Here is a 17,814-nt window from a genome sequence, read left to right as displayed (position 1 = left end):
TCGTCATCACCTAGGTCACATGAAACTGACAGCTGTCTTGCTCTTTCATCCATACGGGCTCTGATGATGACCTGGCACCAGATTAGCAACTCTAGGCGCAGTCACTTCCGTTCCTCAGTAGGGCCAAAATCGATTGACTCCACCTTCAACCCAGACGGTGGCAGATACTCCTCCGACGCTCCCAGCTCCTTGTTCGGGGTATCCGACATCTCTAGGTCGATCTTCAGCCCCTTCACCACGTCATCATGGCGGAACCAGAGGGCCGTGGAGAGCTTGTCGTTGAACCGGATGCTCTTGATGTACTTGTTATCGCGGGAGCTTCCATTCGCGTTGATTTCAAAACGTTTGCCGTTCTGGAGGTCGATGGAGACCTTTTCGAACACCGGGCTGCCCATTTCATAGACGGGGACACCGGGCAATTCCGGATAGAAGCCCATCATGGACAGGACTACAAACGCAGCCATGCCACCGCCGTCCTCGTCGCCTGGAATGCCGTGGGCGGTGTCGGTGTAAGCGAAGTCCAGCAGTTGCCGGATGCGCTTCTGGGTCTTCCATGGCGCGCCGAGGTGGTTGTAGATGTAGGGGATGGCGAAGCTCGGTTCGTTGCCCATCGAGAACTGTCCCACCATGGAGGTGGAGTCGGGGAAGGTCGCGAAGAATTCATACTTGGAACGATCCCGGTCCGCGACGGATGATCTTCCCAGGTCCTCGCGGAAAAGCTGGTCCAGTTTCTCCTCGGCGGCATTTTTCCCACCCATCAGTTCCGCCAGTCCCTTGAGGTCGTGCTGGACGTCCCAGTTGTAGGTGTAGACGTTGTTCTCCGTTGTATAGTCGCGGCCACCCATCCCGCCCGAGAACTTCGGATCGAACGGCTCGATCCATTCGCCCTTGTCGTCCTTCGGCCACATGAAACCCTTCTCGGCGCGATAGAGTTTCTTGTAATTCTCCGCGCGGGTGAGAAAGAGCTTCGCGTCGTCCTGTTTGTCCAGTGTCTTCGCCAGTTGGGCGATGCACCAGTCGTCATAGCTCTGCTCCAGCGTCACGGCGATGCTCTGGCGGCGCTCGAAAGGATGAACCTCGGCGACGGTTTCCTTCTCTCCGGGACGGAGCGAGGGCAGGTAGCCGTTCTTGTTATAGAAATCATCCAGCGATGTTTTCGGACCGTTGCGCCAGGGCAGAATGGTGGCATCCAGCGAATTCTTGCGCAGGCCTTCGTAGGCGGTCTTCAGATCATAATCACGCACTCCCTTGAACCATGAATCCGCGATCCACGGGGCGGCGTGGTTTCCCGTCATGCAGGCGTAGTCCCCCCACAACACCGCGAAGGAGGGCATGGCGCCCGTCTGCTCATACATGCGGACGTAGGAGTGGATCTTGTCCGCCTGCTGCTTCGGATTCAGCAGGGTTTGCAACGGTTCCAGGGCGCGGTAGGTATCCCAAAGCCAGTTGTCCACGTAGAACGGGCGGTCGTCCTGATGTACCTTGTGATCGAAGCCGCTGTAGTATTGGCCATCCTCGGTGATGTTCACCATCCGCTCGTAGCAACGGTAGAGGCAGGTGTAGAACACCCGCTTCTGCGCCAGCGTCCCGCCTTCGACGCGGATCTGTCCCAGTGTCTTGTTCCACAGGTTCTTCGCCTCTTCCTTGATCGTTTCGAAATCCTTGTCCGCGATTTCCTTGGCGAGATTCTTCTTCGCCTGTTCCACACTGATGAAGGAAATGCCGTAGCGGAACTCCAGCGCACCTCCTCCAGCGCCACCGCTCACCGCGAGCCGCGACCGCCCGTCCGCCTCACTCCGCGACGAGGTGACCGGTCCGCTGAATTCCCCGTAAACATAGGCCCGCATGTCGTTGAACTTTTCCACGCCGGAAACCGAGCCGTCCTCGCCCATGGCGAGCTCCCCTTCCTTGCGGTTCGCCAGCAGGACCATCGGTTTGCCGTTCGGGAATGTGAACCTGAAGGAGCCACACCTCTCGGTCGGTGTGAATTCGATGCCGATGAGAGAATCATCCAACCGCGAGGAATAGTAATAAGGAGTGGTATTCTCCAGATCGTAGGTCTGCGGCTGCTTCCACGATGCGTCGCCCGGATCACCCGAGCCGGGCATGATGGCGAACAGTTCTCCCAGGCGGTGGGAGATGATTGTCAGTGGGAACGACTGGATGCGGTCGTCGAGGCTGTCCTTCCGGACGGGATAGACCCGGACCATGCTGTTCGGCAGATGCACCGTCGGCCGGGTGGGCTCCAAAAGGATGCCGACGCCGCCGATGGTGGGATCCACATACTCAAGTTGGGAGTGGGCACGGCTGCTCATTGCGAAACCACAAAGGAACGCGGCGGATAGGATTTTTTTCATTTGAATGGGTTTTTGGGAATCATCCGCGGATGGGTTTCGACCGCCATGTGATCCCGGCGGCGATGCGGTGACTCCAAGTGAATCCGCATGTTCACAGATCGTGAAAAGTCCGCATAGTCTCCAAAACGGGGACAGAACCGGATGCCACCGGTCTGAGAACGCCTTAATGAAGGGAACCAACGCAACAGGCTGCGCCCCCGGCTTTCAGGACTACAAAACGTCGGCAACCGTAAGCACCGGCATCTCAAGCGACTCACCCGAACGCATGCCGAGGAGCTTCCGGTAGAGCGGGCTGTCCGGGGTGAGCAGGGTGATTTCCATGCCGTCGTGTGGGATGACGAGTCCGCCCGATGTGGGAACGAGGAGGAAATGGGTGGTTTCCCCATTCAGGTCCGCCTCGACAAGTGCTCCGGCGTCGATGGCGTCACCGGGGTCGAAATCCGGGAGAGTGAGCGATTCGAAGGTCCGGAGCGAGGCGGCGAGTTCGTCCACCTGACGGGCCTGACCGGCGGCGAGGTAGGATGCTTCCAGGCTGCGGGTGTCGTATTTCCCCTCGGCCTTGCTGCCGGGATCGGTGGCGGCGGCGTGGGCTTCGTAGGCGGCTTTTGACAAGCGTTCGAGGCTGGCACGGAGTTCGGCACGGATTTGTTCGAGCAGGCGGGATTTCATCAGCGGACGGCGAGACTTGCACGGCGGCGGGGGACAAGCAAGATTCGAAGCATGCTGACTGTTTACGCCTACCAGAAGTGCTCCACCTGCCGCGACGCCCTCAAATGGCTCAGGGATCGCGGGATTCCCCACGAAGTGAAGGCCATCCGCGAGACCCCGCCCACGGTGGCGGAGCTGGAATCCGTATTATCCGGCACCGGCGGAGACATCCGCAAGCTCTTCAACACCTCCGGCGTGGACTACCGCGAACTCGGCATGAAGGACAAGCTTCCGACAATGGATCAAGCGGCGGCGCTGGAGCTACTCTCGTCCAATGGAAATCTGGTGAAGCGGCCTTTCGTCACCGGGGACGGGAAAACATTGGTGGGATTCAAGGAATCCGACTGGGCGGCCGCGCTGGGTTGACCGCCCCTTAAAACGCCTCCGTCAGGCGTTGCCGTTTTTCAAACAACACCGTTTCCCGATAGCCCGCCGCCTTGGCAAGTTCGATCGCCCGCGGGAAATCCCGGGCCACTTCGCCGGGCGAATGTGAGTCGGAGGAAATCACGAGGCCGATGCCGGCGGAGCACGCGAGCTCCAGAAAACGCGGTGTGGGATAAGCCTCGGCGCACGGCTTGTACCAGCCAGCGGTGTTCAGTTCGATGACCGCTCCATTCGCGGCGATGGCGTCGATGACGGGCTCGTAGAACCGGTCGAGATCGCCTGCGGGAACATGGGCGAATTTTTTCACCAGATCCGGGTGGCCGAGGATGTCGAACAGTCCGCTGTCCGCCATCCTCGCATAAGTCTCCCAGTAGTGCGTCCAGACAGCTTCCACATCGCTCTGAGCCCAGCGGCCCAGCCACTTCGGATTGTCGAAGTCCCAGTCGCCCAGATAATGCACGGAGCCGATGAGATAGTCCCACTCGTAGCGCGAGGCCAGATCCGCGATCCAGGTTTCACAGCCGTTCAGCCAATCACACTCCAGTCCGGCGCGGACCGGGATTCTTCCGGCGGCATGGATGCGGGCGCGCTCGATCCATTTGAAATATTCCGGAAGCTCGCCGACCTCCATGCGCCAGTCGTCGAACGGCTCGGGAACTTGGGGCGCATGGTCGGAAATCCCGTATTCCGTTAGACCTGCGGCGATGGCCGCGTCGATGTAGGCTTCTGGCTCGCCCTCCGCATGGCGGCAGAGCGGGGTGTGGGTGTGATAATCGGCAGGCACTTTCGTATTTCAGGATGAATCGGGTTGAACGGATGCGAAAACCCATACTAGACTCACCGCAGGCTGCAAACGCCAGAGTTTCCATGTCCGACATTTCCCACGCCGCCACCACGGGTAACTCCGTCACCCAAAACCTTCTCGAGCAACTCCGCCGCCATCCGAAACGGGTGGTTTTCACAGAAGGCGAGGACATCCGCGTCATCCAGGCCGCGGCGCGTCTGGTGGAAATCGAGGCCGTGGCTCCCATCCTGTTGGGGAACAAGGAGCGCATCCGTGCCATCGCGGCGGAGCATGGCGCGTCATTGAGATTCATCCATATCATTGATCCTCCCCTGGCGTCCGACTTCAAACTCTTCTGTCAGCGTGTGGAAAACATGGCACGCTACCGGACCTTGCAGATCGGAGATCCTGCGGAGATCGTCTCACGTCCCCATTACTTCGGCGCGCTCATGGTGCAATACGGCCAGGCGGACGCATTGGTCGGTGGCAACCAGGCATTGCCCGCCTCCTACTTCCGCGCCCTGCTCCACACCATCAAGCCCCTGCCGGATGTGCCGAAGATTTTCGGTGTCACCATGCTCACCGGCGACCATCTGAAACATATGGGTGGAAACGGCGTCCTTTTCCTCGCGGATTGCGGGCTGATCCCGAACCCGGACGTCACGCAGCTCGCCGCCATCGCCATCGAGACCGGCAAGCTCGCCCACCACTTCCTCGGACGCAAGGCCCATGTCGCGATGCTGAGCCACTCGACCAAGGGCTCCGCCAGCACTCCGGACGCACGCAAGATGGCGGCCGCAGCATCCCTCGCTCAAGACCACGCGCTGCACCAGTTTTTGGAAATCAGCATCGAGGGTGAGGTTCAAGCCGATGTCGCGCTCGATCCCGAGGCTGCGGAAACCAAACTCCCGGCTGCGGAAGCCCGCCCGACCGCGGATGTGCTCGTCTTCCCCAACCTGGACGCCGCCCATATCTCGCTCAAACTGCTCCAGCACGTGGCGGGAGCCCAGAACTACGGCCAGCTCATCCTCGGCCTGTCCAGGCCCGCCGCCCAGGTGCCCCGGACGGCGACGGTGGAGACGATCTTCGGCACCGCCGCCGCGATCGCCGTCGAAGCCATCAAGTTCCACCAGCTTTATCCGGACGGTGAAGTTTGAGTGTTTGGAATACTTTGTAAAACTTCCACACGCTTTTTCGTAAGGTTGACGCCCGGTCGGATTACGGCTAGCTGTCGCGAGTGACCATCATCCGGAGCCTCCGCCTACTCACCCTGGCATTCCTCGCCACCGCGCTTTCCCACGTCGCTGACGCCCAGGTGGCCAGCACGCTGCGCCTTTCCAAGAAGCAGTATCTCGCCGGCGAGCCCGTCCTCGCCGTCATCACCATCACCAATCACGCCGGCCAGCCGCTCACCTTCGCCAGCGATGGCCGCAACCAGTGGCTGGATATCATCATCAAGGATCGGAAAGGTGACTCCGTTTCTCCAAAAAGGGACCGTTCCTTCGGTAAAATGACCGTCAAAGCCGGGGAAACCATGGCACGCGAGGTGGATCTGGCCGAACATTTCCAACTGAGCGAACCCGGAAATTTCTCAGCCGTGGCCGTCATCCACGTTCCCGGAGTCGGCGACGGCTCGACAACCAACCGGGTGCTCTTCGACCAGACCCCGGGTTCTCCGTATTGGAAGCAAAAAGTCGGTGTCGCAGGCAGACCCGGACAAATCCGTGAATTCAGGGTTCTCAATTTCAGCAGCGACGACAAATCCCAGATCTACGCGCAGATCATCGACGTCAATACCGCCCAGAACGTGCGGACCTTCCCTCTGGGCGATGCCCTGATGCTGCGCAAGCCGCTCGTCACCGTGGATGGACGTCAACGCATGCACGTCATGTTCCTGGCCACGCCGACCATGTGGGTGCATTGCGAGGTGGATACCGACGGAAAGATGACCAACCGCCAGATCCACCAGCGTGGCCCCCAAGGCGACCCCCAGCTCCTCACCTATGCTGACGGGTCCGTCCGCGTCTCCAACAGCATCCCCTACGATGCCAAAGCCGCCGCCGAAGCGAAAGCGAAGGTCCGCAAGGCCTCCGACCGCCCTGCTGGCACGTATTGAGCTTTCCGCCTCAATCGGAATTTCTCTCTTTCATTTAAATTCTCTTTACTTTTTTTAAAAAAAGTCAACTTTCGTTAACTGTTTCACGGGCTTAACTATTTATTTCATTTTTTTATGAAAAAACTCATCACATCCCTGGCTCTGATGGCCCTTTGCGCCTTCAGCAGCGCGGCACAGGCCGCCAGCTTCCGGACGGTCGTCATCGACGCCGGCCACGGAGGACACGACAATGGAGGCCAATGGGGTCGGGTCTATGAAAAACACCTCGCCCTCGACACCGCATACCGGCTTGAAAGCAAGTTGAAGGCTCTCGGTTATCAAACGGTGATGACGCGCCGCAGCGACTACTTCATCTCGCTTCCCCAGCGGGTGAATGTCGGGAACCGTTACCGCAACGCGATTTTCGTCAGCATCCACTATAACTACACTTGGAAACAGGACGTCAGCGGTTTGGAAACCTTCTTCTCCAATCCGGCGAGCCGCCCTCTCGCCCAGTATGTGCAGAACAGCCTCATCCGCCGCACCCGCACGGTGGATCGCAGTGCGAAATACGCGCGTTTTTATGTGATCCGGAATTCACAGATCCCCGCGATCCTGGTGGAAGGCGGATTTGTCAGCAACACCGCCGAACGCAACCGCATGAAGTCCGGATGGTTCCGCGAGAGCATCGCACAAGGAATCGTGGATGGCATCCAGCGCTATCGCCGGGACGGCTGAATTTCCAAGTGACGCTTCATCAGAAGCCGCGTAGTTTCATTTCATGGGTTCGGTAACGATTGCTGAAATGCTCGCGGCTGAATCCTCGGCCATGGCGGATGGATGGACGGAGGAGCAGCTTCTCGATCTCGCGGGCGAACGGCTCGGACGTGCCATCGGTCGTTATTTTCCCCATCCCGGCACGGTCGTCGGCTACCTCGGGAAGGGCCACAACGCGGGCGATACCTTGGTCGCACTCCGGATCCTGCGCGACGAATTCGGTTGGGATGCAACCATCCGAAATGCCTGGCCTGTCCATGAATGTTCTCCGCTGGTCAGGAAGAAATGGGACGAACTCGGCATTGATATCCCCCTCGAACATCCGCCCTCGTCTGCGGATGTGAAAAAACCCCTCCTCTTGCTCGACGGCCTCCTTGGCACCGGCACATCCGGCCCTCTCCGGGAGCCGCTGTCATCGCTTGCGGCGGAAATGTCCTCGCTTCGAAACCATTCCGGAGCGCGGATCGCCTCGGTTGACCTCCCGTCCGGCATCAACGCGGACACTGGTGAAATTTCGCCCGATACCGTCACCGCCGACATCACGTTCATGATCGGGAACGCGAAGCATGGATTGCTGACAGCATCCGCCTCCTCCGTGACCGGAGCCCTGGCGGTGGTGGATGTCCCTCCCCTGGCAGCCTCCGGAAAAAGCGGGCTCGGGATCGTTTCCCCGCAGACCCTCCCTTTCGGCAAATCCCCACGCCCGTTCGATTTCCACAAGGGACAGGCCGGTCGCGTCGCAATCCTCGCCGGTTCCGAAGATTATACGGGAGCCGCGGTGCTTGCCGCCACAGGAGCCCTGAGCGGCGGAGGCGGGCTCATCACGCTTTTCACTCCCAGATCCGCGCATGCCCTCGTGGCGGCCAGATGCCCGCCTGAAATCATTGTCAGGGGAATTGAAAATCCCATGGAAATGTCCGGGCTCCGGTATGACAGCTTGGTCGTCGGTTGCGGATTGGGAGAAATGAATGATACCTGGTCCGCCGCACTGACAGACCTTATCGCCCGCACGGAAGTCCCCACCGTGGTCGATGCGGATGCCTTGAACCACATCGCGAAGACCGGAAAAACGGCGATCCTCAACGACAGGCACATCCTCACTCCCCATCCTGGAGAATTCGCCCGCCTCGCACCGGACCTGACAGGGTTCTCCCGGGAAGAAGCTGTCGTCCGCTTTGCCAATCGGGTTTCGGCCACTTTGCTGCTCAAGGGGTCCCGGACGCTTGTGACCGCTGCAAACCAGCCGGTGTTCTGCAATTCGACCGGCACTCCCGGCATGGCCACCGGTGGCCAGGGAGATCTGCTGACCGGAGTGATCGGCGCCCGCCTCGCCAACGGCGACACCCCGGTGCAGGCGGCCGCCTTGTCAGCATGGCTCTGCGGGCGCGCCGCCGAGATCGCACTGAACGAGCGCCACCTTTCCGAAGAATCACTGGCGCCAAGCGATGTTTCGCATTTCCTCGGTGCCGCGTTCCGTGATTGGAAATCCGCGGATCGTTAGATTTCCTCGGGACGATCTTCTTTCGCCAACTGGCGATCGACGAGAAACGGTCCGAACGGAATGAGGGACGCAACGAACGCCATCACGGATTTCCCGAATGATAGCTGACCACCGAGCAGGGCTTGGAAAATCGTGAGGCAGTAAAGCACGAACAAGAGGCCGTGCGCCCAACCCGTCCATTTCACCGCTTCGGGCATTCCCGCGAAATACTTCAACGGCATCGCGACACCCATCAGCAACAGGAACGAAATCCCCTCCAGCATTCCCACTCCACGCACGCGGCCCACCGCTGTATTCCAATTTGGCATGACCTAAAAAGAGCTTTTCCCGGTTATTAGTAAACACAAAGAACCACCGATTCCAAGGGAATGCGGTGGTCGGTTGGTTGATCAGGAGCGGAACCTCAGTTCACTGCGACAGCGGAAGAACCGGTCTCACCCGTCCGGATGCGGATCGCTTCTTCGACAGTGGAAATGAACACCTTGCCATCACCAATCTTGCCGGTGTTCGCACTCTTCACGATGGCAGAGGCCACGCCGTCCGCCTGTGCGTCGTCCACAACGATTTCAATTTTGACCTTGGGAAGGAAATCCACGGTGTATTCGGAGCCCCGGTAAATCTCGGTATGTCCCTTTTGACGACCGAAGCCCTTGACTTCGGTGACTGTCATACCTTGCACACCCACCTCGGCGAGGGCCTCCTTAACTTCTTCAAGCTTGAATGGTTTTATGATCGCTTCGATTTTTTTCATAGTTCGGCGGATTGGTAATGAGAGAAAAGCATGACGTGTGCCAACTCATACACACTCTAATTTTTTTTCTGCCACAAATCTATGCGTTCCAACCGCCCGTGACTAGAGGAAAAGCGACCGGACGGGGAAAATTATCCCCTTCCGGCATGATGTCCGAAGTGGTTTGGCCACATGACAAACGCCCGCCCCCAACATGGAAGGGATACGGAAAATCCGGTCAGAAACAATTTAGGCCTTCGACTTGAGCAAATCGCGGATCTCGGTGAGCAGCCGCTCCTCCGCGGTGGGCACAGGAACCGGGGCCGGTGCCGCGGCTTCCTGCTTCTCCGCCAGCTTCTTCGCCTTGTTGATCGCTTTCACGACGAGGAACATGACAAACGCGACGATGAAAAAGTTGATGGCCACCGTGATGAAGTCCCCGTAGGCGAACACAGCACCCTGCTTTTTCGCTTCAACCAGGCTGGTCGCCGTCACTTTATCCGAAAGCGCGATGAACTTGTTGGTGAAGTCCATTCCGTTTCCGATCAATCCCACCCAAGGCATCACCAGCCCCTCGATGAAGGAGGTGGAAAGCTTGGTAAAGGCCGCGCCCATGACAAAAGCGACGGCCATATCGATGAGGTTTCCCTTGAGAGCAAATTCCTTGAATTCCTTGAACATGGCGATGGGTGATGAAAATCACCATTCACATGCAGGATCCGGAGCTTGAGGGAAAGAAAATTCTGCGGAACCCTGCATGGGGGCCGGCCGGTTGCGGAGGCGGATCCCGCTGCCACAGGTACGTAATTCGCTTGCGGCCATCCGCATCCCGTTTACCCATCGTGCATGCCCGACGCAACCTACGTCCATGATGCCTTCGCGAGAATCGCCGACCGCTATGTGGTGACCAACCACGTCCTCAGCGGCGGCATGGACATCATCTGGCGGAAGATCGTCACGGCCCGCATCCGGAAATGGAAGCCCTCCCGTCTTCTTGACGTGGCCAGCGGCACCGGCGATCTCGCTCTGGAGATCCAGGACCAGATTCCCGACTGCGAGGTCACCGCCTCGGACTTCTGCGCGGAGATGCTCGCCCATGCCGCGAGCCGCGGCATCGCAAGAACCATCGTCGCGGATGCGCTGCATCTGCCGTTTCCTGACAGCGGCTTCGATGTGGTCACGGTCGCCTTCGGCCTCAGGAACATGGCTGACTATCCTGCGGCACTGCGTGAGATGCGGCGGGTGCTGAAGCCGGGAGGCCGCCTTGTCATTCTGGATTTCTCGCTTCCGGAGGGAATCCTCCGCCGCCCTTACCGTTGGTACCTGCATCACGTCCTGCCAAAAATGGCCGGAGCCCTCACGGGACAGAAAGACGCCTACGAATACCTCGGCGGTTCCATCGAACAGTTTCCATCAGGCAAGGGAATGACCGATCTTCTCGAGACTTGTGGATTTGGCAAAACAGACGCCACCCCCATCACTTTCGGCGTGGTCACGATCTATGAGGGCACTGCGGCCTGATTTTCCCGCAGGCTCACTTCCTCTTCGCCGCGCTGAAGTGTAATTTAAAAATCCCCTCTAAAAACAGACGCTTCAAATACGTTATACTTGTTCACATCCTTTTGGGAATAATTTCCAACAATCTCGTCACCAACCGTTATTCAACGGACCTTCTTGTGAATAACCATCGACGCCGGGCGGACCGTGATTTCAATGAAGTTCATAAATCATTGAAAATCATATTTTTAAAATATTCATTATGTCCGCCGAATAATTTTAAGGAATTGACAGTCCGTTCGTGATAAAGTCCTATCTGCCCATCCCTTTACACCCGTGAAACGCCGCGACGTAGAAATTACCCAGCGAGACGGAAGGTTTCTCGCGATTCTGGCCCGCGAACCTCTGCCTCTGTCATTGTCCCAGATCGCCCGTGAGGGTGACTACAGGATGAGTTTCCTGAGCGAACGGATTGGGGTATCGGAACGCCATCTCCGCCGTGTGTTCGAGGACGGCATCGGCATTTCCCCGAAAGACTGGATGCGGCAGGAGCGCATGGTGGCGGCCCGGTCGTTGCTGAGGGCGGGTTCACCGATCAAGGAAGTCGCGATTGACCTGGGATTTACGAATTCGAAGATGTTTTCCCGCGATTTCCAATTATTCCACGGCGTGACGCCCACCGAGTTCCAACGGAAGGAAAAGTCACACGTGTTGAACGCGATCAACTGATACCAGTCCCCTTCCCCAGATAGGAAAGGGGAGGACGGGAGAAATGGACAAGATGTCCTCTTTACGGCTTCAGAAGTCCTGCTGCCAAGCAAGCACCAGGGCGTTGTGGCGGGACTTGTAACGGCCGTTCGCGAGCGGCTCCGTCGCACCGTCCACAGTGCGGTTCGAGTAGCCGAACTGATAGGTGAGCATCCACTGATGATCACCGCATTTCCTGCCAAAGCCGAGATTCAGCCATTGGAGGTCCGCATCGCAAACACCGGGAGTGAAATTCGTGTCAGGTTGCGAGCTCTCGTTGTAGTCGTAACCGATGGCGAAAATATAGCCGCTTTCGGTGGTATAGGAGGCGCCGATTTCGTAGATGAAGGAAGACTCCCAATCGAAGGTCACCGGCACCGTATCGGTCCCCGGCACCGTCGAGGTTTTCACATTCAGCGTGTTCAGCGAATCCCAGTTCAGCCACTCGATGTTCGCCTCGATGTTCCAGCCCGGTTTGGGCCGATATGAGTATCCCACCGCCACCCGGTCCGGTGTCATGAATTCCATCCCGGCCGAGGAATCATCCGCGAGCAGGTTGGACTCGGTTTTGCCGTTCAAGTCGAACGAAGATCCAGTCTGGTAGTTCAGGCCGAACGCGTGTTGTTCGTGGGGTTGCCAACGCAAACCGACGGCACCGGCGAAACCGATGTCATCCCCGTTATAGCGGAAGTAGCTGCCGGGAATGCCCGCGCCCGTTCCGGGATCCCTGAGTCCCTGCTCCAGGGTCAGATCCGCATAATTGACTGAAAACGATGCGCCGATGGAAAATTCATCCGTTACCTTATAGGCGACCGCGGAGGTTGCGCTGGCGAACAGCAGGCGCGCTTCCGTCACCACCGGACTCATGTTGCTGTCACGTCCCCAGTCCGTCCCGAGCCCCCATGGGCTGTTCAGTCCGAAACCGAAGCTGAGCCGGTCATTGAAAGGCTGGACGTAATAAAGGCTTGGCACCACCTGAAGTTCGTTTTTCGCCTCCGTCTCCTCACCCTGCACCGTCGCACGGTTGCCGAGCACGATCGCATAGGCTCCGGCCTGGACCTGTGGACGTTCCAACTGGGTCATACCCGCCGGATTGTAGAAAACGGCCGCCGCGCTGTCCGCCGTCGCGACGAATGCGTTCCCCCGCGACGTGGCGAACGCGTCCTGGTTCGGCAGATAGTAGCCTGCGGCGCATGCCATGTCGGGCATCAATCCGCCCAGTGCTGCCGTGAAAATAATCAGTTGCCTCGTTTGGAATGAACGCATGGTGGTGGAGTTTCTGCCATCCCCCGGCATTGGTCGGCTGCTTCACGGACCAAGAAGGAAGGTGCGCGCACACTGACTGGATTTTTCCGCCACGTCAGTAAATTTCCCAAACAATCACCTAACGGCGCGGGTCACTTCACCGGCGAGTAGTCCGTGGGTTTCATCAGCTCGGATTTGACGCCATCGGGCACCGTCAGCGGGCCACCGGCACCCGTCTCCGATTCGCCCTTCACCTTCAACCACTCCGGGTCTTCCCTGAACGCGCCGAATGAAGCCGCCTGCGATTCCTTGGACGCGTGTGCGAGGAAATAGACAAGCGTGTCGTCCGCACCGGGCTGCCCGGGCAGCGGCGTGAAATAGCCGAAGTGCCGCATCCCATGTTTGGTAAACAACGAAATCGTGTGCTTGCGGAACCGCTCCAGCAGGCGCGGCAGATTTCCTGCGGTGGCCGTATAGGTCCGCATCTCGAAGACATGCGGAGCACCCGCCTCCAGCTTCATTTCGGGAGAAAAATCGGTGAGACCGAGGAAACGGTTCTCAACCTTCGCGACCAAGGTTCCGGAGGTCTCGGAAGCCGACTTCGCCGCCACCCATTCCGGGTCGGCTTGGAATGCTTTCCAAGATGCCTCGCGCGCGGCCAGACCGGGGTAGGACAGAAGATAGACGAGCCGCCGCTCCGGATTATCAAGCGGCACCCAGTAGGCGACGTTCGTCATCCCGTGACGCTCGAAAAGCTTCATGGTGTGATCCCGGAAGCGCGTGTGCAACGCGTCCAGCTTGCCTTCCGCGGCATAATAAATCCGCAGTTCGAAACAACGTCCCCCACCCTTCTCCTCCGCCGCCGATCCGGTGGTCATCAGTGAGATTCCTGCGAGTGACATGAGAGAGAGGAAGTGGGAGCGTTTCATGATTTTGACAATTATTCCAGATCGGTCAGGTAGCGCTCGGCCTCAAGCGCCGCCGCGCAGCCCTGGCCTGCGGCGGTGATGGCCTGGCGGTAGTAGTGGTCCGCCACATCGCCCGCGGCGAAAAGGCCCGGCGTCTTGGTGGAGGTGCGGCCCGGATTCTGGAGAATGTAACCGTTCTCGTCCATGTCGACGAGATCGCCGAGGAAGGCGCTGTTCGGAACGTGGCCGATGGCGACGAAGACGCAGGCGACTTCCAGTTCCTTCTTCTCACCGGTGACGAGATTTTCCAACATCACGGCGCGCATCTCGCCCTTTTCGTCGGTGATGTAGTCGGAAACCGTGGAGTTCCAAACCGGCTCGATCTTCGGATTCGCGAGGGCGCGGTCCGCCATGATCTTGGAGGCGCGCAGCGTGTCGCGGCGGTGGATGAGGTAAACCTTGCTGGCGAAGCGGGTGAGGAAACCGGCTTCCTCCGTGGCGCTGTCCCCACCGCCGATGACGCACACCGGCACGTCACGGTAGAAGGCGCCGTCGCAGGTCGCGCATGAGGTGAGTCCGTGGCCGATGAGTTCCTTTTCGTTGTCGATGCCGAGGTGGCGCGGAGCCGCACCGGTGGCGATGATGACGGTCTTCGCCTCGAACTGCTCGGATCCCGCCTTCAGGAGGAAAGTGCCGTCCTCACGGCGCTCCACGGACTCCACGCTCGCCCAAGCGATGCGCGCGCCGAACTTCTCCGCCTGCTGCTGCATTTTCATCATCAGCTCGGGTCCCATGATTCCGTCCGGGTGGCCGGGGAAATTCTCCACCTCGGTGGTGGTCGTGAGCTGGCCGCCGGGCTGGGTGCCGGAGAGGAGAAGTGGCGAGAGATTCGCGCGTGCGGTGTAGATCGCTGCGGTGTAGCCGGCGCATCCGGTGCCGATGATGATGACGTTTTCCATGATTCTGTGAGCGTTCGAGATGCCGGAGTATTCCGGCGGATCTCCGGGCGAGTCAATCCCCGGTGCCGGATTTTCCAAGCAATCGCCGCGATGGCTTGTACTCGCCTATTCCCCTCGAACGGTGCCATAACCACCGCGATGCACATCGAGTTGCAAAACGTCTCCAAATCCTTCGGCCACAAACACGCCCTGAAGAAGTTCGACCTGAACGTCCCACCCTCCACCATCGTCGCGCTGCTCGGGGAGAATGGAGCGGGAAAATCCACCCTGCTGAGGATTCTGGCCGGCGTGAGCGTCCCCGATTCGGGGCTGGTCCGCTATGACGGGAGACGGTTCGACCGGGAAAACATGGAATTGCGCCAACGCCTGCATTTCACCCCGGACATGCCGCTGCTGTTTCCGGACCAGTCGGTGGCGCGGAACATCGCCACCTTCGCGGCCCTTTACAAAAAACCGACGGCGGGGAGGGAGGATTTCCTCGCGCATTGGCTGGAGGACATGGGAGCGGCCGCATTGATGAGGCGGAAGGCGGGGGTTCTCTCGCGCGGACAGTTGTGGAAAGCGGGGCTGGGATGTGTGGCCGCCATCGAGCCGGAGTTGTGGCTGGTCGACGAGCCCTTCGCCTCGGGCATGGACGCGCTGGGCATGGCGGCCTTCCGCAGGCTCGCCAGACATCTGGCGGACACCGGCGGGACGGTCATTTATACCACACAAATGGTGGAGATGGCGGCGGATTTTTCCGACCACGTCTGCGTGGTCCGCGAGGGCGAACAAGTGCTCTGGGAAAGCAGCGCGGAAACCCGCCGCCGCATTGCGGAGGATCCTGACGCGGCGGAAAACATCCTGCGAGGGACCCCAACACCCCCATGAAACTGCAAGATCCGGAAATCGAACGGGAATTTCTCCGGCTCGCCGAACAGGGGCGTAATGGCAAGCCGATGGAGAGGCGGGACAAACACGTGTGGCGGACCATCCTGCCGCGGCTTTTCTACATGTCCCTGTTCGTGGTCCTGCTGCTGACCATGCTGGGACTTTCCTCTCCCGGTCACCGGGCGGCCCACTGGCAGTTTGCGATCTGCGGTGTGGTCCTGACCGCTGCGGCGTTGTCCGGCATCTCCATCGCGCTGAAACCCATCCATCGGCCCGGCTGCCTTGCGGCTTTGATCAATCTTCCCGTGAAATGGAGTGTTTTATTCAGAACAATCCGCAACCGCTTTCTCCTCCGCTCGTTGTTCTGGCTGGGCGGATTGTCATTCATTTTCGCTTTCGCGGTCAGTGGATTTTCATTCTCCTCGCCGTGGCTTACAGGACTCTCCACCATCCTGTTGACGGGCACGACCCTGGCGACGGTCGCGATTTCCTATGATCCCCCCGCTGCCCTCAGACATGCCCGGACGTTTTGGATTTCTCTCGGACTGCTGCTGACGGTGGGCATGATGGTGTTCTTTTACAATGGCTCGGGGTATTTCAAAACCGGAGGCACTCCACAGTGGCTGGCCTGCGGGGTTTCCATGCTCACCTGGTTCTTTCCACCCACATGGGCCTTGCCGGGGCGGATGGAACAAGGAGGCGGACTGCTGGCGCTGGTCTGGTGCTTCTGGGGATTTTTGAAATGGGGAAAATGGCCGGAGGCGATCGGCCGTTATTTCGACGCACCTCAGAATTTTTTCGAAACCATCAATGATCCGGAGACTGAGGATGAAGAAATTTTCCCGGAAGAATCCCACGACTCCGGAGAGGTGGATTCCACACAGACGTCATTGGCGTTCCCCGGCGAAGGATGGATGGAGCACTGGGTGCGGCGGGTCATTGGTGAAAAGGACGCTCTCATCGCCGGAACATTGGTGGACCAGAACACCACTTGGACGAAACAAACCAATCTGGCCATCATCATCGCTCCCATCCTGCTCCTCATCAGTTGGGTGATCACGAGAATCCCCGGAAATTTCTACGGATATGAGGCGTTGAAACTCTCCGTCACCCTCGTATCCCATCTTGCCGTGCCGCTGCTGCTGCTGCCGTTCTCGAACGCGGTGCCCCGGGCGTCCGGCCAATGGGGGGAAGGGCCGCAAGCCCTGCCATTTCTTTCCCTGCTCCCGATCAGCGCCCGCGATTTGTCACGGGTTTCCACCAAGATCACCCTGGCGAGAAGTCTGGTCCTCGCGGCGATCGCCACGCCCTATTTCTTACTCTTGCTTTCCATCGTTGAAACGGACATCCCGCCTTCCGACGCACTGTGGATCGTTCCCTACTTTTGTTGTTTCTGGGTCGCGTCCCGTCCTTTGCTCGTATGGTTCAGGCTCCAGTCGGCCGGTCGCTGCCGGAGAGGAATGTTTCCGATGGATTATCTATGGGTCTGGCTCGTCATCGCCCTCGCCATCACGTGGCTCGTCGCCGGCGCGGTCGGCATGATTTTCGGACTGATGTGGAAGGAGTCCGTGAACTCCGCCGACGATTACGGATTCATGGCAGGAATGGCTTTCGGTGGACTCCTGCTGAGCGGACTTTGCGCGCGTGCGACCTTCGAGATCCACCACTGGCGGATGAGACGGGGGCATTTCGATTGGGTTTCGGAGAATTGAAATGTCGCCTATCTACGGTTCCGCCACCCTATTTGCCGGATGAGGGGTTGTTCCACCGCCCGATATGGGCTATCAATGGTCCATGATCGCACTGGACGAACTCAGAGAGCTTCCTCTCCAGGAAAAAATGAGAATGATGGAGGTGCTCTGGGAAAGCATCTCGCCTACTGAGGAAGAACTGGAAGTGCCCCAATGGCATAAGGCCATTCTCGATGAACGCGAACAACTCATTCGGGAAGGAAAAGCGAAATTCACAGATTGGGAAACCGCCAAAGAGCGGATCAGAACCGCCATTTCATGAAAATGGAAATGCTCGATCTCGCTCAAAACGATTTTGATCGAAGGTTACTTTTTCTATGAATCCAAAGAACGCGGTTTGGGCAGTTACTTTCTGGATACGCTCTATTCGTTGAAAATTTCCGGAGGAGTCCACCGCAAGACATACCAGAATCTCCACAGGTCCCTATCCAAGCGCTTCCCATTCGCCATTTACTACTCGCTGGAATCGGAAACCGTCCGAGTGAAGGCTATCGTGGATTG

Annotated in this window: 19 protein-coding genes; 10 read left to right on the top strand and 9 right to left on the bottom strand. The window is 58.8% G+C overall.

The annotated features are described in order from the left end of the window. Positions 1-101: 101 nt before the first annotated feature. Positions 102-2,363, bottom strand: a complete 2,262-nt coding sequence (locus tag JIN84_RS14545; RefSeq protein WP_425563429.1) for a GH92 family glycosyl hydrolase — start codon at positions 2,361-2,363, stop codon at positions 102-104. 204 nt (positions 2,364-2,567) lie between these two features. Continuing rightward, positions 2,568-3,026: a hypothetical protein gene (locus JIN84_RS14540; protein WP_200351765.1), complete on the bottom strand. Its 459-nt coding sequence runs from the start codon at positions 3,024-3,026 to the stop codon at positions 2,568-2,570. A 51-nt stretch (positions 3,027-3,077) separates the two neighbouring features. Between JIN84_RS14540 and JIN84_RS14535 the strand changes: the two genes are divergently transcribed. Continuing rightward, a complete protein-coding gene (locus tag JIN84_RS14535; RefSeq protein ID WP_200351764.1) occupies positions 3,078-3,431 on the top strand; it encodes an arsenate reductase family protein in 354 nt (117 codons plus the stop codon). Between the two features lie 7 nt (positions 3,432-3,438). Here JIN84_RS14535 and JIN84_RS14530 read toward each other — a convergent pair whose 3' ends face one another. Then, on the bottom strand, positions 3,439-4,233 hold the full coding sequence (locus JIN84_RS14530) for a histidinol-phosphatase HisJ family protein (RefSeq protein WP_200351763.1): 795 nt from the start codon (positions 4,231-4,233) through the stop codon (positions 3,439-3,441). An 83-nt stretch (positions 4,234-4,316) separates the two neighbouring features. On the opposite strand from JIN84_RS14530, the gene JIN84_RS14525 reads away from it, so the two are divergent. From JIN84_RS14525 to JIN84_RS14510, 4 genes are all read left to right on the top strand, one after another. Further along, the gene (locus JIN84_RS14525; RefSeq protein WP_200351762.1) at positions 4,317-5,390 is read left to right on the top strand and encodes a phosphate acyltransferase; all 1,074 of its coding nucleotides are present in this window, start codon (positions 4,317-4,319) and stop codon (positions 5,388-5,390) included. Positions 5,391-5,470: 80 nt separating this feature from the next. Beyond that, positions 5,471-6,349 (top strand): hypothetical protein, encoded by an 879-nt coding sequence (locus JIN84_RS14520; protein ID WP_200351761.1) that lies wholly within the window; start codon positions 5,471-5,473, stop codon positions 6,347-6,349. 114 nt (positions 6,350-6,463) lie between these two features. Further along, positions 6,464-7,066 carry an N-acetylmuramoyl-L-alanine amidase family protein gene (locus tag JIN84_RS14515; protein WP_200351760.1) on the top strand — a complete coding sequence of 201 codons (603 nt, stop codon included), beginning with the start codon at positions 6,464-6,466 and terminating at the stop codon, positions 7,064-7,066. A gap of 43 nt (positions 7,067-7,109) precedes the next feature. Further along, positions 7,110-8,606 (top strand): NAD(P)H-hydrate dehydratase, encoded by a 1,497-nt coding sequence (locus JIN84_RS14510; RefSeq protein ID WP_200351759.1) that lies wholly within the window; start codon positions 7,110-7,112, stop codon positions 8,604-8,606. Here JIN84_RS14510 and JIN84_RS14505 read toward each other — a convergent pair. The 3 genes from JIN84_RS14505 to mscL form a co-directional block, all read right to left on the bottom strand. Beyond that, a complete protein-coding gene (locus JIN84_RS14505; protein ID WP_200351758.1) occupies positions 8,603-8,914 on the bottom strand; it encodes a DUF3817 domain-containing protein in 312 nt (103 codons plus the stop codon). The two genes, JIN84_RS14510 and JIN84_RS14505, sit on opposite strands and share 4 nt — an antisense overlap. A gap of 95 nt (positions 8,915-9,009) precedes the next feature. Next, positions 9,010-9,357 (bottom strand): P-II family nitrogen regulator, encoded by a 348-nt coding sequence (locus JIN84_RS14500; RefSeq protein WP_200351757.1) that lies wholly within the window; start codon positions 9,355-9,357, stop codon positions 9,010-9,012. Positions 9,358-9,585: 228 nt separating this feature from the next. Continuing rightward, complete coding sequence (mscL, locus tag JIN84_RS14495; RefSeq protein ID WP_200351756.1) at positions 9,586-10,017, bottom strand: large conductance mechanosensitive channel protein MscL; 432 nt, start codon at positions 10,015-10,017, stop codon at positions 9,586-9,588. 165 nt (positions 10,018-10,182) lie between these two features. Between mscL and JIN84_RS14490 the strand changes: the two genes are divergently transcribed. Together JIN84_RS14490 and JIN84_RS14485 are read left to right on the top strand one after the other, a co-directional pair. Continuing rightward, positions 10,183-10,857, top strand: coding sequence for a ubiquinone/menaquinone biosynthesis methyltransferase (locus JIN84_RS14490; RefSeq protein WP_200351755.1), 675 nt, complete (start codon positions 10,183-10,185; stop codon positions 10,855-10,857). A gap of 312 nt (positions 10,858-11,169) precedes the next feature. Next, positions 11,170-11,562: a helix-turn-helix domain-containing protein gene (locus tag JIN84_RS14485; RefSeq protein WP_200351754.1), complete on the top strand. Its 393-nt coding sequence runs from the start codon at positions 11,170-11,172 to the stop codon at positions 11,560-11,562. 69 nt (positions 11,563-11,631) lie between these two features. Here the strand turns inward: JIN84_RS14485 and JIN84_RS14480 are convergent, their stop codons facing one another. From JIN84_RS14480 to trxB, 3 genes are all read right to left on the bottom strand, one after another. Next, complete coding sequence (locus JIN84_RS14480; RefSeq protein WP_200351753.1) at positions 11,632-12,846, bottom strand: OmpP1/FadL family transporter; 1,215 nt, start codon at positions 12,844-12,846, stop codon at positions 11,632-11,634. A gap of 131 nt (positions 12,847-12,977) precedes the next feature. Further along, complete coding sequence (locus JIN84_RS14475; RefSeq protein ID WP_200351752.1) at positions 12,978-13,754, bottom strand: NIPSNAP family protein; 777 nt, start codon at positions 13,752-13,754, stop codon at positions 12,978-12,980. A gap of 11 nt (positions 13,755-13,765) precedes the next feature. Continuing rightward, the gene (trxB, locus tag JIN84_RS14470) at positions 13,766-14,692 is read right to left on the bottom strand and encodes a thioredoxin-disulfide reductase (RefSeq protein ID WP_200351751.1); all 927 of its coding nucleotides are present in this window, start codon (positions 14,690-14,692) and stop codon (positions 13,766-13,768) included. 90 nt (positions 14,693-14,782) lie between these two features. On the opposite strand from trxB, the gene JIN84_RS14465 reads away from it, so the two are divergent. From JIN84_RS14465 to JIN84_RS14455, 3 genes are all read left to right on the top strand, one after another. After that, on the top strand, positions 14,783-15,562 hold the full coding sequence (locus JIN84_RS14465; RefSeq protein ID WP_200351750.1) for an ABC transporter ATP-binding protein: 780 nt from the start codon (positions 14,783-14,785) through the stop codon (positions 15,560-15,562). Then, on the top strand, positions 15,559-17,274 hold the full coding sequence (locus JIN84_RS14460) for a hypothetical protein (RefSeq protein ID WP_200351749.1): 1,716 nt from the start codon (positions 15,559-15,561) through the stop codon (positions 17,272-17,274). The genes JIN84_RS14465 and JIN84_RS14460 overlap by 4 nt, the downstream gene beginning before the upstream one ends. A gap of 82 nt (positions 17,275-17,356) precedes the next feature. Next, positions 17,357-17,575, top strand: coding sequence for an addiction module protein (locus JIN84_RS14455; protein WP_200351748.1), 219 nt, complete (start codon positions 17,357-17,359; stop codon positions 17,573-17,575). Positions 17,576-17,814: the final 239 nt, after the last annotated feature.

The organism is Luteolibacter yonseiensis, from assembly GCF_016595465.1.
Taxonomy (GTDB): Bacteria; Verrucomicrobiota; Verrucomicrobiia; order Verrucomicrobiales; family Akkermansiaceae; genus Luteolibacter; species Luteolibacter yonseiensis.
This window is presented reverse-complemented; position numbering and strand designations above follow the sequence as displayed.